Here is a 15,351-nt window from a genome sequence, read left to right as displayed (position 1 = left end):
GCGTTATTCCGTCTGTGTCGGCGACACGATGTCCAAGCGCTTCATCCGCCGGTAGACCGTGGCGCGACACGCGCCCAGGTCGCGCGCGGCCTCGCTGATGTTCCAGCGGTTGCGGCGGAGCACCTCCAGCAACAGCGCGCGCTCGTCGTCGCCAACCGCAGCCTCGCGCGGGAACGGGATCACCGTCGCCGTCATCTGCGAGGACAGCGCATCGTCTTCCATGACCTCCTGCGGCAAATGATCCACGCCGATGGTGGCGCCATCGGCGATCGACAGCGCATAGCACAGCGCATTGCGCAGTTCGCGAATGTTGCCCGGCCACTCGTGCCGCAGCAGTGCGGCGACGGCCTGCGGATCGATCTCGGCACGCACGCCCATCGCCTGCGCTTCCATCTTCAGGATGCGCTGGATGAGGAATGCCTTGTCGCCGCGTTCGCGCAGCGCCGGCAACGCCAGCGTGGCACCGCACAAGCGGTAGTACAGATCCTCGCGGAACGTGCCCGCCACGATCTGCCGGCGCAGGTCGCGGTGCGAGGCCGCGACGACATTGAGGTCCACGCGCACCGGGGCATCCGCACCCAGCGGCAGGACCTCGTGTTCCGCCAGCACGCGCAGCAGACGGGTCTGCAGCGGCAGCGGCATGTCGCCGATCTCGTCGAGGAACAGCGTGCCGCCATCGGAACGCTGGATCAGCCCCTTCATGCCCTTGCTGCGAGCGCCGGTGAACGTGCCTGGCGCATAGCCGAACAACTCGCTCTCGATCAGCGATTCCGGGATGGCCGCGCAGTTGACCGCCACGAACGGACGCTCCGCACGACGGCTGGCATCATGCAGCGCCCGGGCGAGGACCTCCTTGCCGGTGCCGGTTTCGCCCTGCAGGAAAATGCTGACGGGCTTGTCGACCAGGCGCGCCGCGCGCTCGAGCAGCTGGTCCATGCGCGGATCGCCGCCCGACAGCCGCGAGAGCGCACTGTCCTGCGTGGGATTCCGCTGCGCCTCGCCGGCATCGACGACCTGCATGCGCGGTGCAGTCTTGGGCGCAATCATCGACGCGTGGTAGCCCTGGCCGTCCCACGTGGTCACCACGCCACGCGAATCGTGCGACGTGCCCTTGGTCAGGCGCCAGATGTCGTCGATCCGCGTACCGAACACGCCGGTCAGGTGGTTCCCGACCAATTGCGCACGCGCCGCGTCGCGCGTGTGCAGCGACTCCAGGAGCCGCAGCTGCTGGCGGGCACCGCTGTTGGCACCGACGATGCGGCCGTCGCGGTCCACCGCCAGCATCAGCTCACCGCAGACATCGACCAGCGGACCGACGGTGCCGAGGCGCAGGATCCAGTGCGCGCGGAACTGGCGGATGAAGTTGGCGTCCTCGATCATCCGCGCGTGCAGCACGGTCAGGTGGCGGGCCAGGTGCAGGCTTTCGCGCCGATCGGGCGAAGAAAGCGCCGACACGTCCAGCGCACCCATGAAGGCGCCGTCGGGATCGTACAGCGGCGTGCTGGTACAGCTGAGCCCGATGTGGCCGATGTAGAAATGGTCCTCGCGGTCGCAGATCACCGTGGACTGCTCGGCGATGCAGGTGCCGATGCCGTTGGTGCCGGCATGGATCTCGTTCCAGTTGGCGCCCAGCGCCAGGCCGGCGCGGCGCAGGGGCGCATCCCAGGTGTCGTTGCCGATGAAATCCAGGGTGACGCCTTCCGCATCGGTCAGCAGCAAGACGTACCCGAGTTCGGAAACGTGCTTGTAGAGCTGCTCCATGCCGGCGCGCGCCACGTGCAGATGGTCTTCCACCTGCTGGCGGCATTCGCGCAGGCGCGAATTCGTTTCGATCCGCACGTCCGGGCGCATCGCCGGATCGAGTGCGTGTTCGGTGGCGCAGCGGCGCCACGAACGGTGGATCAGATCGGTATTGGCGTTGCTTCCGGTGTTCGGCGATCCCGAATGGATCACCCGCAATACCGTTTCGACGTGTTGTTGGACAGTTGCCATGCCACCCCTCCCAAGGCCGGCCGAAAACGCTCCCGCTTGCGTGCCGTTCGTGTGTATGGACTGCGGATGCTCCCGGTCCGCGGTCGGCTTGATCGTGTTCCCCTACTCCTCCCGTGTGTCGTGCGATGCGGTATTGCGCGCATCCCGCAGCCGCTCGCGCAGCGAACGCGGCGCGGGCGTCAAGGGAATGCGCGAGCGTGTCCAGCCACCCTGGCGCGCAGGCGTCAGGCCGCGCAGCCGGGAGGCGATCCAGGTAAAAAGGCGATACCGCATCGGGCTCGAATACAGCAGTCGCCACGCCTTCCAAGCGAGGACCTCCGGGATGCTACGCACTGCACCCTGTCCCTTCAACGCTTTGTGCTGCTGCATTGCGGGACGATGGTGCCGTCCGGCTTCGCGCAGGTGCATCAGCAATTCGGGGATGGGAATGCCGACGGGGCATACGTCGCCGCAGGCACCGCACAGGCTGGACGCGGTCGGCAGGTCGCGGGTCGACTCCAGTCCCAGCAGATGCGGCGAGATGATCGCGCCGATCGGTCCCGGGTAGGTCGTGCCGTACGACAGGCCGCCGATGCGCGCGTAGACCGGGCAGTGGTTCATGCACGCGCCGCAGCGGATGCACTGCAGCGTCGCGCGGAAACGTTCTTCTGCGAAGGCCTGGCTGCGGCCGTTGTCCAGCAGCACCAGGTGCACTTCGCGCGGCCCGTCCTTCTCGCCCTCGCGACGCGGCCCGCTGATGATGTTGAGGTAGGTGGTGACGGCCTGGCCGGTCGCAGAGCGCGTCAGCAGCGTGAACAGCGGTGGTACGTGTTCGAGTTTCTCGATGACCTTCTCGATGCCGGTGATCGCGATGTGCACGTCCGGCACCGTGGTCGAGAGCCGCCCGTTGCCTTCGTTCTCCACCAGCACCAGCGAGCCGGTCTCGGCGACCATGAAGTTGACGCCCGATACCCCGATCTTCGCCTGGCGGAACTTGTCGCGCAGCGCGACGCGGCCGATCGCGATCAGTTCGTCCACGTCCTCGGTATAGCCGGCGCCGGGAATGTGCTCTGCGAAGATCTTCGCCACGTCTTCCTTGGTCTTGTGGATCGCCGGCATGATGATGTGGCTGGGACGGTCGCCATCCAGTTGCAGGATGTACTCGCCCATGTCGGTCTCGACGCAGGCGATGCCCTGCTCCTGCATGCGGTGGTTCAGCTCGATCTCCTCGCTGACCATCGACTTGCCCTTGACCATCATGGTGGCGTCGTGGCGCGCGGCGATCTCCTGGAAGATGCGGTTCGCATCGGCCGCATCCTCGGCCCAGTGCACCTGCACCCCGCGCGCCTGCAGCGCGCTTTCCAGCTGTTCAAGCAGTTCCGGCAGCCGCGACAGCGCGCGCTTGCGCAGGTGCTCGCCCAGCGTGCGCAGGCGTTCGAACGCGTCCTGCTCGGGAAACTGCGCGGCGCGCTTGTCGGCCAGATAATCCATCGCGCCGCGGAACCCGCGACGCAGCACCGGATCGGCGAGCACCAGCCGCGCGTTGTCCTTGAACGCGACCGGATCGGCGGCGGGCCTTGTCGCGCTCATGCCGCGACCTCCGCGCGCAGCAGCAGGATGACCAGTTCGCGCGGGCCGTGCGCGCCGTACACCAGCAGGCGCTGGATGTCGGCCGTCTTGGACGGCCCGGTCACCAGCAATGCATTGGTGGGCAGGCCCGCCGCCCATTGCCGGTGGCGCATGGCCGCGTACAGCGTGGGCTGCAGGTCTTCCTCGCGCAGCACGGCGATATGCAGCGGTGGCAGCAGCGACAGCGTGCGCGGTTCGCGCGCGTCAGGCCACAGGATCAGGCTGCCGGTGTCCGCGATGCCGCCCAGCGCGGTGGTGATGCCGGCGTCGACGGTGTCGAACAACACCGGCTTGAGGGTTTCAATGGGCGCGTCGTACCAGTCCAGCGTCACCGCCTGCGCGGCAGCGTGCAGGCCGTGGACCAGCGCCGTGTCGCGACCCGCCATCAGCCGGCGCACGCCCTTGTCCGCCAGCACCGTGGCGAGTGCCGCTGGCCACGACGCGGCATCGGTCTCGATCACCTCGGCACGCCAGCCGCGCGCCTGCGCAATGAAGCGCTCGCGCATCGTGGCGGCCGATGGCGCGCCGGCATCGGCGTAGTACGCCGCCACGTCCGGCGCCGGGAGTTCGACCGGTGCGGCCGCGCGCAGCCGCGACAGGATCGAAGCGCGTGCTCGCGACGATACGACCTGCGTGCTCATGCGTCGCCATCCGGTGCCGGCAGGCCCCAGCGCTCGCGCAGGAAGCTGGCGATATGCCGGCCCTGCAGGGCGCTGTCGCGACGCGCCAGGGTGCCATTGAGGTTGAGCAGGCAGCCGCAATCGCCGCTGACGAAGGCATCGCAGCCGCTGTCCGTCAGCGCATCCACCTTGTCGCCGGCCATTGCGGCCGATATGTCCGGCTGCTTGACCGCGAACGTGCCGCCGAAGCCGCAGCACTCGGACTCGTAGGCCTGGATCTTCAACTCCACGCCGGGCAGCGCTTCGAGCAGTCGGCGCCCGCTGGCCAGCGCACCGGTCTCGCGGCGCCCGCTGCACGAGGTGTGCAGGCACACCGATACCGGGCCCGTGGTGGTGGCCGCAGGCATCGGCAGGTCGGTGGCCGCCAGGAAATCGCTGAACTCCACCACCCTCGCCCCGATGTCGCGGACCTGCGCCAGCAGGACGGGATCGTCCGCGAACAGCCGTGGCCAGTGGTGCCGCATCATCCCCGCGCAGGAGCCCGAGGGCACCACGATCGGCCAGCGCTGCGGGAACAGGTCCAGCTGCGCCCGCGCGACCTTGCGCGACTCTTCGGGAAAGCCGCTGGTATAGGCGGGCTGTCCGCAGCAGGTCTGCGCCTCGGGCAGGTGCACGCGGCAACCAAGATGTTCCAGCACGGCGATCGCGTCGAGGCCGGCATCGGGCATGAACAGGTCCACCACGCACGTGGCGAACAGGTACACGTCCCGACGAGGGGAGGAGCCGGCAGGATCTGGCGAGCGCATGGCGGGCGGTCCGGGTTGTCCGGCACGCAGTCTCCGACGGTCCTTCCTCCGCCGGTATATTGGTCTGACCATTCCGTTGCGGAGCGCATCGCCATGCCGTCCCAGGTCGCCCAGGTGGTCCTGCACCTCGAGCAGGGCATTGCCGCCGGACGCTACGCCGCCGGCCGCCGGTTGCCCGCCGAACGCACGCTGGCCGGGCACCTGCAGGTATCGCGCGCGACCGTGCGCGAAGCGATCGGCTTGCTGGTCGCCCGCGGCGTGCTGGAGCGCCGACAGGGAGATGGCACCTACGTGGTCGCGGCAGCCGAGCGGCACATGGCCGAGATCTGGCAGGACATGGCGCGCCAGCATCCGATGCTGCAGGCCGACCTGGTGGAATTCCGCGCGATGCTGGAAGGCCGCACCGCCGAACTCGCCGCGCTTCGCCACGACGACGACGATCGCATCCGCCTCCAGGCCGCCCATGCCGCCGTCGATGCGGCATACAGCGGCAGCGACCGCCAGGCACAGATCCGCAGCGATGTCGCCTTCCACCGCGCCATCGCCGATGCGACCCACAACCCCGTGTTCTCCTACCTCGTCGCCTCGCTGCTCGCGCTGCTGCACGACCACGTGCAGGCCAGCCTCGCCGGCCTGTCGCCGCAATCACCGGTTTCCCGGCAATTGCGCAGCCAGCACGATGCGCTCCTGTCCGCGATCCTCGCACGCGACGCCGAACGCGCGCGCGACACCGCGGGCGGCCACATGGATTACGTCGCCGTCCAGCTCAACGCGCTGCCTAAGGTATCGCGAGCGCGCAAGACGACGGGCTAGCACCCGCTGCTTGCGGCGCCTCGCCAGACGCGGGACGCTGGTCCCGCGTCTTCAATCACGGCGCGATGTAGATGGTCTTGCCTTCCTTGATCGTTTCCAGGACCTTGACCGACTTGATGTCATCGGGCGCAACGGTGAGTGGATTCTTGTCCAGGATGACGAGGTCGGCCAACTTGCCTGGCTCGATGGAGCCTTTGCGATCCTGTTCGAAATATTGGTAGGCCGCATTGATCGTGATGGCCTTGATGGCGTCCATCGGGCTGATGCGCTCCGATGGGCCAAGCGCTTCGCCGCTCCGCAATGTCCGGTTGACGGCCGACCACACCACCATCATCTGGTCGACGGGCACCACGCTGAAGTCGGTGTGGTTGGTGGGGCGCAGGCCCATGCCGATCGCGGTCTTCATCGGACTGATGAAGGACGCCTGTTCGAGCCCGCGGTTCTTGATGTGCGCTTCGCCAAAGAAAAACGTGTGTTCGGTGTAGAAGGACGGGATCATTCCGTATTCCACGTATTTCTGGAGCTGGTCCTTGCGGACGAACTGGGAATGGATGATGACCGTGCGGCGGTCCTTGCCGGCGGCGCCCGCGATTGCGGACTCATGACCCTTCAGGACGGCATCGATGCCGGCGTCGCCGTTCGCATGCGCAATGACCTGCAGGCCGTTGTCGTAGCAGGTCTTGAACATGCCGTTGAGCACCTCTTGCGGGAAGGTGGGTTCACCCCTCCAGTGCTTCTCGCCACTTGGACCTCCGGTCAGGTAGGGCGTCGTGAAGTAGGCGGTCTTTCCCTGTGGCGATCCATCGGCCAGGATCTTGCAACCACCCAGCTTGAAGCGATGGCCGTAGCGGCCGAAGGTGTTCGCCGGGTGCGCCTGCAGGACCTTCTCCAGGTCCCCGATGAAGGGATAGGAGATGACGTCGATGAAGAGTTCGCCACGATTGGCCGCGCGCTGCAGTATCTCCACGTGCGGCGCCATCGATGCGCCGTCCTGTGCGGTGGTGACGCCAGCAGCGGCATAGAGGTCCTGGGCGTATTTGATCTGGCTCGGTTCCTGGTCCCTGGACGAGGCAGGCAGTTGCTCATGCAGCGGAATCCACGCGGTCTCCATCAGGAGGCCGGTAGGCTCCTGGCTGCCCGGCTTGCGCGCGATGACGCCACCTTCCGGTGTCTTGGTCGCCGCCGAGATGCCGAACTTCTTCAGCGCGGCGGAATTGAGCACTGCGCCATGGGTCGATACATGCACGACGATGACCGGGTTGTCCGGGAATGCCGGGTCCAGATCGTCGCGGGTCAGCGGGTGGTCGCCGGGAAGCATGTTGTCGTCGTAGCCGTAGCCCAGGATGATGTCGCCGGGCTTCTTCGATTTTGCTTCCGCAAACCGCTGCAACTCGGCAACGATCTCGGCAGCCGTGCTGGCAGGGCCTACCGGTGGCGCGGTGATGTTGGCCTGATCTTCCATCGCCATGCCATTGATGAAGTGGCTGTGCGGGTCGATGAAACCGGGCAGCAGCGTCCTGCCTTCGAGATCCACCATCCTCGTATCCGCGCCCTTGGAACTCTCGGTGAGTTCACTGAGGCGGCCTACGGCGATGATTTTCCCGTCCTTGATCGCGATGGCTTCCGCGCTGGGCTGCGCATCGTTCACCGTGATTATCTCACCGCCGAAATAGATCGAATCGGCCGCCTGGCCGGCGGCTGCGGCAGTCGAACCGGCGGGCGCTGCTTCGGCAGGTCCCTTGGAGCAACCGGCCAGCGCAAGAGCGGCCAGGCTTAGTCCGATGGCAAGCATTTTCACGGCGGATCTCCATGCTGGATGGATCAGGTGGGTGGTGATGCTGTGTCTGACGGGGTTGCCGGAGGCAGTTCGGCGACCGGCTGCCCCGTCCAATGCCTGGAAATACAGGCCGCGAGCTTCAACGATTGCGGCAGGTCGACTGCGTCACGCTGTGGGTCGGGATGCGGCCAAGCGCTTGCTCCCCAGTGCGAGTGGCCGTGTCCAGCGTAGTGCCGGGACGCGCCAGGCGCCAGAGGCGGACGGACTCAAGAGGCAAGAGAACGGGATTCGACCAGGCGCCCATCCTCCAGATACGGCCCGATATGGAAGCGCGGCAACTGGATCAGGCCACAGCAGCGCAGCGCACCGAAGAGCGGCACGGTGATGGCAGCCGCAAGTCGCCGTACGTACGCCTGACGAGCACGTCCCGGACGTCTTGCTTCAGCACACGCCTACGTACAGGCCGGCCTGTCCAACCCGTTGACCAGCCTGGAGGCCAACCGCTTGCTCGGCAGCCGCGGTGGACCGCGCCCAGCGCTCGCTTGGATCGCGTTCCATCGGGCGATGCCGGCTTCCGGCTGCGGATTCGAATGCCGACCCGGACGCTACCCGACCGCTACCGGCTGCCATCCGTGAATGAAGGTGGCGCTTCGCTCGTTCGCTCGCCCACCCATACCTGCATTTCCACCGTCTGCAGCCAGCCGTAATTGGTCAGGAACGCCACGTCGGCAGCATCACGACCATAGGCGACCACGATCCGGCCGCCACGGGGTGCCGACTGTGTCGGGTCGAACGTATACCAGCGGCCGTCCAGGTACGCCTCGAACCAGGCATGCAGGTCCATGGGTTCCAGCCCGTACAGATACCCAACCACCATCCGGGCGGGAATGCGCAAGCTCCTGCATAGCGTGATCCCGACATGGGCGTAGTCGCGGCAGACGCCTGCACCCGCCTCCATGGTACCCAGCGCGTCCGTGCTGGCGTCGCTCACGCCGTACCGGTACGCGATGTGCGCGAGGATCCACGCCACGATCGCACCGACCTGGCCGCTGCGGGGATCGGCCGCATCGACGATGGCCTGCGCCTGGTTGAAAGCACGATCGCTCGGGCAGTAACGACTCGGCAACAGATACTGCAGTACGTGATCGGGCAGGAGCGCGGCCGGTGCCGGCGCGACCCACGGCGCAATGGCGACGTCGCGCTCGGTCTCGACCTCAAGCTCGGCGCGGATCCGCATGCGCCCACGCCGCACCACGAAACGCTGGCACAGGTTGCCGAACACGTCGACGAACTCTGTCGGGCGAACGTTGGGATCGAAGGTATAGGTTTCGCTGATCAGCCATTGCGCTTCGCCACTGCGGGGCCGCAGCATCGCCACCACCGCGCAGTCCTCGACCGATTCAACTACCAGTTCGCATCCGGCAAGCACGCGCATGTTCGACCCGATGGCAGATGGAAGTTCAATACGAGGGCATCGTCGGTTCGATACGCAGCCGACACTGCTGCCCGCATCCTCTCATATGCCGTCCAAACCCTGCGTTACGCGCCGATGAAGCGCACCGTGGACAAGTCGCAGCCCTGCCGCAGCACGGGGATCCGTAGACGTGGCGGGCAGCGGCTGCGTATCCAGCCACGCCTGCAGTTCTGCGCGCGGCATCGGCCGCGCGAACAGGTAGCCCTGGAAGTGATCGCAGCCGAGGCGAAGCAATAGTTCGCGCTGCTCAAGTGTCTCAACCCCTTCGGCCAGGGCACTCATCCCCATGACATGCGATATCTCAATGATCTTCCCGAGAAGCCGCTGCGCGCTTTCCTGCCTTGTCGCCTCGACCAGGAACTGCCGATCGATCTTGAGCTTGCGGACCGGGAGCGTGCGCAACGTCGCCAGCGAGGAGTAGCCCGTTCCGAAGTCGTCGAGCGCCCAGGAAGCACCCGTCGACTCCAGTTCCTCCATCCGTTCGATCATCGCCGCAGTATCGGTGGACAACGCGGACTCCGTCAGTTCGAACTCCAGCAATGCCGGATCGACACCGGCAGCCCGAATGATCGCGGAGACCGAAGAGACCAATGCATCGTCCAGCAACTGCACCGGACTGATGTTCACTGCCAGGCGCAGTGCCTGCGTCCGGGGATCGCCGGACCAGTGCTTCAGGGTCTCGCAGGCCTGGCGAAGCACCTCCAACCCGATTTCGCGGATCAGCGCGCTTTCCTCGGCCAAGTGGATGAAGGCATCGGGCGACAGCAACCTGCCGGATGGGTGCCGCCAGCGGACCAGCGCCTCCGCACCACTCACGATGCCGCTGTCGCGCACCTGCGGCTGATAATGGATCTCGATTTCACCGTTGCGAACGGCCCGCCCCAACTCGCGCTCCATCCTGAGCCGTTTTCCGCTGTCGATCCGGTAGATGGCAAAGATCGCGGCCAGCAGCATCATTGAAATCGTCGTATTCGCCCTCGCCCCCCATGCGCGCACCTCCACCGGCGGCGAGATGTTGGGCGCAAGCGAGTCCAGCGCGCCTACCGCGAATGCGGCGAAAGCGCCAAGGCACGCCATCGGGAAGAACAGCGCGCCGTAGCGCTCGCGCCGCTCGAAAGTGAACGCCGCACCCGCTGCAAGCGGCAGCAGGAAGAGATGGGCGGATCGTGGAACCCAGGCGATTGGCGCGTCGATCAGTGCGATGGCGCAGATGACGGCGAGGACCCCATGCGCGACGAGAAGAAGCGATGCGCCGTTGCTCCGCTTGCTGCAATAGATGGCGAGTACGCCCACCCCTGTCAGGGCGACGAAGACCACCGACAGCTCTTGGCGCCCGAAATACAAATAGCAGAATGTCCACGCCAGCCCCAGGCTGACGCATGCCGCGCCGGCCAGTGTGAGGATGGCCGCCACCTTTTCTCTTCTCGGTTCGCTCTGCAGTTTCATTCTCAATGTATGCGAGCGCGCCGACGCCTCGTCCCCTGACCTGTTCGCCATCGTCGAGGCGCCTCATGCACCACCACTGCTGCGCCATCCGGGCAGTCCAGGCCTGCGCCGGAAGACCATGCTGGGGGAGCGGTGGGAGTGTCTGGCAATGGCGCCGAAACGGCAGGGTAACAAAGGATCGGATCACACCAGTAGTGTCATTTTCCCGGCGCAGCAACCGTCAATTTACTGTCGGCCTGAAGGTGGCATTCGCACAAGAAAGGGAGGCTTCTGTTGTGCAAGCAATGCATGTGGAGGACGGGTCAAATCCGTACGCCAGTCGCGTGTCGTGTTGAGCCGCCCCAAGACCAGCCGCGTCAACTGGCATGCTTCCGTGCCAGCAGCTGAATTGTCTTCAAGGTTGGCCTGCATAGCCAAGCACGCACGCTGTATACGCTGCGATGTTTATCGACTGAATCCCTGGCAGAAAGCCGCCAGAGCGTTCCATCCGGTCGTCGTAGAGGCAAGTCGTTGCGACTATTGCCTTTCCTGTCATCGCAAGTTGAAACAATGTTCCAACTTGCGAGGTCGGCATCAAAACTCAACTTGAGGGGATGCGATTGGTGGGCCCACCAGGACTCGAACCTGGAACCAAAGGATTATGAGTCCTCTGCTCTAACCATTGAGCTATAGGCCCCCGCCGCGGCGATTGTACCGGAGGCGACGGCGGACAATGGCATCGCGGCGTGCAGCGTGCGCAGCTGCAGCGCGCGTTCGAGCAAGAGGGGAGGCGCCATTTCCTCGGGCGTGCGCAGCCATCCCGACGTTCGCAGGACGTCGCCCACGCGGGGGGACGCCGTCACGAGGTTGATGGGGATGGACAGCAGCATGCCCAGCACCACTGGCGCCATCCACGCCGCGAGTGCCGGCGACACCAGGTAGGCGAGCACGCCAGTGAAGATGCCGAACACGGTGAGGCCGAGATAGCGCCGCAGCAGGCTGCCGAGCGGGACGCTGCCGTCGTCACGGCGCTGCGTTTCCCAGCCCGAATCGCGGCCCGCCAACACCTCGGCCACGCCGCGCGATTGCACGTACATGGTGACCGGCGCCATCAGCGCGGCCATCGCCGTTTCCAGCAAGGCGCTGCCGGCGATGCGGAACGCGCCGCCGCACTGGCGGCGCAAGGCCGGGTCGAGCACCGTGGCGATGCAACCCATCACCTTGGGTGCCAGCAGGACCGCCATCGTGAAATAGAACACCCAGAGGAAACGCTCCGGATCACCGCCACGCCAGTACAGCGCCGGCGTGAACCCCTCCAGATGCAGCTGGCCCAGGTTGAAGCCGGCTTGCTGCAGCGGAATCGCCAGCCCGACAAGCATCAACATCGCCCACATCGGCGCAGTGAAGTAGTGCCCGATCCCCACCAGCAGGTGCAATCGGCTGACCGGGTGAAGGCCACGCGCGGGCAGCACCGCGCCGTGCTGCAGGTTGCCCTGGCACCAGCGCCGGTCGCGGACCAGCATGTCGGTCAACGAAGGCGGCCCCTCCTCGTAGCTGCCGCCAAGCCCGGGCGCCATGTGCACCGCCCAACCACCGCGGCGCAGCAGGGCAGCCTCGACGAAATCATGGCTCAGTACCGCGCCTTCGAACGGTTTGCCGCCGCCCAGGTGCGGCAGACCCGCATGCCGCGCAAACGCCGCCGTGCGGATGATCGCGTTGTGGCCCCAGTAGTTGCCTTCCGCACCGTGCCACCACGCGATGCCGTGCGCGACGACCGGGCCATAGACGCGTCCGGCGAACTGCTGCATGCGCGCGAAGAACGTGCGGCCGTTGACGATCATCGGCAACGTCTGGATCAGCGCCAGCGTGGGGTGCCGTTCCATGGCCGCAGCCAGCCTCACCAGCGTATCGCCGGTCATCAGGCTATCGGCATCCAGGATCAGCAGGTGCGGATACGCGCCGCCAAAGCGACGGACCCAGTCGGCGATGTTGCCGGCCTTGCGCTCGGTGTTCTTGTCGCGACGACGGTAGAACACGCGCGCATCGTCGCCCAGCCGATGCCGCAGCGCGCGCACTGCGGCGACCTCGTCCTGCCGGACATCCTCGCGCGTGGTATCGCTGAGGATGAAGAAGTCGAAGCGATTCCCCTGTCCGCTGCCGGACAGCGATTCGTGCATCGCCTGCACGCCCGCCAGCACGCGCCATGGATCTTCGTTGTAGGTCGGCACCAGCAAGGCCGTGCGCGTGGTCAGCAGCGGCAACGGCGTCGCTTCGTCGATGCCGAGCGCAGGCGCCCGTCCAGACACGATCTGCACGAAGCCCGCGAGCGCACTGGAGAACGACAATGCGATCCAGGCGAACAGCGCGACGAAGAGCAGCAGCAGGACGCCTTCCAGCACATCGATGCCGTCGCCACGCAACACCCACCAGACTTGATAGGTCGCGAACAGCGTCAGCAGGAGCGCGGCCCCCATGACCAGTGCACGCCGCAGGCCGATCCCGGCGGGCGACGTGGGCAGCGATCGCGCGGACCGACCGCCGGTCCGCAGTGCCTGCACCGGCATGGGCAGCGGCGACTCCGGCGGCAGCCATGTGGATTGCGACGAGTAAACGGGGCGATGGCTGCTCATGGTCAGCGGCTCCAGCGATACAGCCAGGTTTCGGACAGCGGCACGTGGCCCTCCAGCACGCGCGCATGCAGTTCCACATCACGTCCATCCGCGCTTTCCGCATGCGGACGGAACTCGAAGCTGAGGCGCCACCCCTGTGTTTCCGGATTCGGATAGACCACCGCACCGACGACATCGCCCCGCGTGGCCCAGACATCCGGCATCAGCACCGCGTCCCTGGGCGTGGACGCAAGACGCCCGCCGTCGAGATCGATCACCACCAGGCGTCGTGCGGGATCCGGAGCCGCGCCGATGCGCGTATCGGTGACCACCGCGAGATCGGCTTTCCAGCGGTGCGTGTCGCACCAGTGCATGCGGTAATCGAAACGGTGTTCGCGGCCGGCGCGCAGCGGCCGCTCCGGCCGCCAGAACGCAACGATGTTGTCGTGGTATTCGTCGCCGGTGGGAATTTCCACCAACGTCACCGCGCCTCGCCCCCAGTCGCCGATCGGTTCGATCCACAGGCTGGGACGCTGGTGGTAGCGCGCTTCGATGTCGGCGTAATCCGCGAAGCTGCGCTTGCGCTGCATCAGGCCGAAGCCGCGGGGTCGCGCATCGCTGAATGCACTGGCCTGCACGCGCGGCGGATTGCTCAATGGGCGCCAGATCTGGTCGCCATGGCCGTTGAGGATCGCAAGACCGTCCGAATCGTGCACGGCGGGCCGGTAGTCGTCCGTGCCGACGCGGTCGCCGGCGTCGAACTCGAACATGCTGGTCAACGGCGCGATGCCGGCACGGGTCAGGTCGACGCGCGGATACAGCCTCGACTGCACCTCGATCACCGTGTCGGCACCCGGCCTCATGTCGAAGCGGAACGCGCCGGCGACGCTCGGACTGTCGAGCAACGCGTGCACGACCAGATGATCGTCGCCTGGCGCAGGCTGCTCGATCCAGAACGCGCGGAAGACCGGAAACTCCTCGGCGCCGGCATCGCCACTGCCCAGCGCCAGGCCGCGCGCCGACAAACCATAGGCATGGCCCTTGCCCAGCGCGCGGAAATAGCTTGCGCCGAGGAAGGCGACCAGTTCGTCGTAGACATCCGGTCGATTGAGCGGCGTATGCACGCGGAAGCCGGCGAAGCCCAGATCGCTGCCGAGTTAGAGCTTCACGCCCGGCGGGAACGAAAAGAATTCCGGCGTGTACGCGATCGGCGTCGCGCGACCAGCCTCCACCCGATACAACTCGACGCGCTGCTTGAAGAGGAAGCCGCGATGGAACATCTGCAGCTGGAACGGCAGGCCTTCTTTGCGCCAGATCGCCTGTGCCGGGTCGAAACGCAGGTCGCGATAAGCGTCGTACCCGGTATCCAGCGCGGCAGGCAGTCGCTCATCCGACGCGCGATACGGCTGCGCCGCCATCGCCTGCGCGAGACGTGGAACCGTTTCCAAGGTGAATCGCATGGCGTCCGTCGCGCTGTCCGCCGCCATTGAGGCCTGTGCCATCGCGCGCGGCATGCCGCTCAGCAATGCGATGGCGAGGACGGATTTCACTGCATCCCGTCGCTGCACGCGGAAGTCTGGCTCGTGGGGCAAGCCAAGTGTAGGCACGCACGCGTGACGAAGATGGCAAGGCTCGCGTACCGGGCATCGCACGCCATGCACCAAAAAGAAACGCGGCCCATCGGGGCCGCGCTTCATTGGTGCAACGGGACGCGGTCTGCAGCGTCAGTCGATATCGAGGAAGCTGCGAAGCTGCTCGGAACGCGACGGATGGCGCAGTTTGCGCAGCGCCTTCGCCTCGATCTGGCGGATGCGCTCGCGGGTGACGTCGAACTGCTTGCCGACCTCTTCCAGCGTGTGATCGGTATTCATGTCGATGCCGAAGCGCATGCGCAGCACCTTGGCTTCCCGCGGGGTCAGGCCGGCGAGCACGTCACGGACCGTTTCCGACAGGTTGATGTTGGTGGTGTTCTCGATCGGGGACTCGACATTGGTGTCCTCGATGAAGTCGCCGAGGTGGGAATCCTCGTCGTCGCCGATCGGGGTCTCCATGGAGATCGGTTCCTTCGCGATCTTCATGACCTTGCGGATCTTGTCCTCGGGCATGTCCATTTCTTTCGCCAGCTCTTCCGGCGTGGCCTCGCGGCCGTACTGCTGGAGCATCTGGCGGGAAATGCGGTTGAGCTTGTTGATCGTCTCGATCATGTGCACCGGGATGCGGATGGTGC

At 66.3% G+C, this 15,351-nt stretch carries 10 protein-coding genes, 1 tRNA gene and 1 pseudogene; 1 reads left to right on the top strand and 11 read right to left on the bottom strand.

All coding sequences use genetic code 11. The annotated features are described in order from the left end of the window. Positions 1–3: 3 nt before the first annotated feature. The 4 genes from V7060_RS10225 to V7060_RS10210 form a co-directional block, all read right to left on the bottom strand. Positions 4–1,992, bottom strand: a complete 1,989-nt coding sequence (locus V7060_RS10225; protein ID WP_334179138.1) for a sigma-54-dependent Fis family transcriptional regulator — start codon at positions 1,990–1,992, stop codon at positions 4–6. A 102-nt stretch (positions 1,993–2,094) separates the two neighbouring features. Continuing rightward, positions 2,095–3,561, bottom strand: a complete 1,467-nt coding sequence (locus V7060_RS10220; protein ID WP_334179137.1) for a LutB/LldF family L-lactate oxidation iron-sulfur protein — start codon at positions 3,559–3,561, stop codon at positions 2,095–2,097. After that, on the bottom strand, positions 3,558–4,241 hold the full coding sequence (locus tag V7060_RS10215) for a lactate utilization protein C (RefSeq protein ID WP_334179136.1): 684 nt from the start codon (positions 4,239–4,241) through the stop codon (positions 3,558–3,560). The genes V7060_RS10220 and V7060_RS10215 overlap by 4 nt, the downstream gene beginning before the upstream one ends. Then, positions 4,238–5,026, bottom strand: coding sequence for a (Fe-S)-binding protein (locus tag V7060_RS10210; RefSeq protein WP_334179135.1), 789 nt, complete (start codon positions 5,024–5,026; stop codon positions 4,238–4,240). The genes V7060_RS10215 and V7060_RS10210 overlap by 4 nt, the downstream gene beginning before the upstream one ends. A gap of 93 nt (positions 5,027–5,119) precedes the next feature. Here V7060_RS10210 and V7060_RS10205 point away from each other — a divergent pair, with 93 nt between their 5' ends. After that, positions 5,120–5,839 (top strand): FCD domain-containing protein, encoded by a 720-nt coding sequence (locus V7060_RS10205; RefSeq protein ID WP_334179134.1) that lies wholly within the window; start codon positions 5,120–5,122, stop codon positions 5,837–5,839. Positions 5,840–5,894: 55 nt separating this feature from the next. Here V7060_RS10205 and V7060_RS10200 read toward each other — a convergent pair whose 3' ends face one another. The 7 genes and pseudogenes from V7060_RS10200 to V7060_RS10170 all read right to left on the bottom strand — a co-directional run. Then, complete coding sequence (locus V7060_RS10200; protein WP_334179334.1) at positions 5,895–7,631, bottom strand: amidohydrolase; 1,737 nt, start codon at positions 7,629–7,631, stop codon at positions 5,895–5,897. 601 nt (positions 7,632–8,232) lie between these two features. Then, positions 8,233–9,051, bottom strand: coding sequence for a transglutaminase family protein (locus tag V7060_RS10195; protein ID WP_334179133.1), 819 nt, complete (start codon positions 9,049–9,051; stop codon positions 8,233–8,235). 81 nt (positions 9,052–9,132) lie between these two features. Continuing rightward, the gene (locus V7060_RS10190; protein ID WP_334179132.1) at positions 9,133–10,536 is read right to left on the bottom strand and encodes an EAL domain-containing protein; all 1,404 of its coding nucleotides are present in this window, start codon (positions 10,534–10,536) and stop codon (positions 9,133–9,135) included. Between the two features lie 600 nt (positions 10,537–11,136). Then, positions 11,137–11,212 (bottom strand) — tRNA-Ile (locus V7060_RS10185). Then, positions 11,175–13,145, bottom strand: coding sequence for a glucans biosynthesis glucosyltransferase MdoH (gene mdoH, locus V7060_RS10180; RefSeq protein WP_334179333.1), 1,971 nt, complete (start codon positions 13,143–13,145; stop codon positions 11,175–11,177). Before mdoH ends, V7060_RS10185 begins: the two co-directional genes overlap by 38 nt. Before the next feature lie 2 nt (positions 13,146–13,147). Further along, positions 13,148–14,542: pseudogene (locus V7060_RS10175) on the bottom strand (glucan biosynthesis protein G). 306 nt (positions 14,543–14,848) lie between these two features. Next, on the bottom strand, positions 14,849–15,351 hold a 503-nt coding region (locus V7060_RS10170), incomplete at its 5' end, for a sigma-70 family RNA polymerase sigma factor (protein WP_334179131.1).

Source organism: Pseudoxanthomonas sp., from assembly GCF_036845285.1.
Lineage (GTDB): Bacteria > Pseudomonadota > Gammaproteobacteria > Xanthomonadales > Xanthomonadaceae > Pseudoxanthomonas_A.
The sequence above is the reverse complement of the archived record's forward strand: the minus strand, read 5'-3'. Positions and strand labels throughout refer to the sequence as shown.

Excerpts from the sequence above, each read along its gene's own strand:
- V7060_RS10215 (WP_334179136.1), bottom strand. The coding sequence starts at position 4,241 with ATGAGCACGCAGGTCGTATCGTCGCGAGCACGCGCTTCGATCCTGTCG.
- V7060_RS10200 (WP_334179334.1), bottom strand. The coding sequence starts at position 7,631 with ATGCTTGCCATCGGACTAAGCCTGGCCGCTCTTGCGCTGGCCGGTTGC.
- V7060_RS10195 (WP_334179133.1), bottom strand. The coding sequence starts at position 9,051 with ATGCGCGTGCTTGCCGGATGCGAACTGGTAGTTGAATCGGTCGAGGAC.
- V7060_RS10205 (WP_334179134.1), top strand. The coding sequence starts at position 5,120 with ATGCCGTCCCAGGTCGCCCAGGTGGTCCTGCACCTCGAGCAGGGCATT.
- V7060_RS10220 (WP_334179137.1), bottom strand. The coding sequence starts at position 3,561 with ATGAGCGCGACAAGGCCCGCCGCCGATCCGGTCGCGTTCAAGGACAAC.
- V7060_RS10210 (WP_334179135.1), bottom strand. The coding sequence starts at position 5,026 with ATGCGCTCGCCAGATCCTGCCGGCTCCTCCCCTCGTCGGGACGTGTAC.
- V7060_RS10190 (WP_334179132.1), bottom strand. The coding sequence starts at position 10,536 with ATGAAACTGCAGAGCGAACCGAGAAGAGAAAAGGTGGCGGCCATCCTC.
- mdoH (WP_334179333.1), bottom strand. The coding sequence starts at position 13,145 with ATGAGCAGCCATCGCCCCGTTTACTCGTCGCAATCCACATGGCTGCCG.
- V7060_RS10225 (WP_334179138.1), bottom strand. The coding sequence starts at position 1,992 with ATGGCAACTGTCCAACAACACGTCGAAACGGTATTGCGGGTGATCCAT.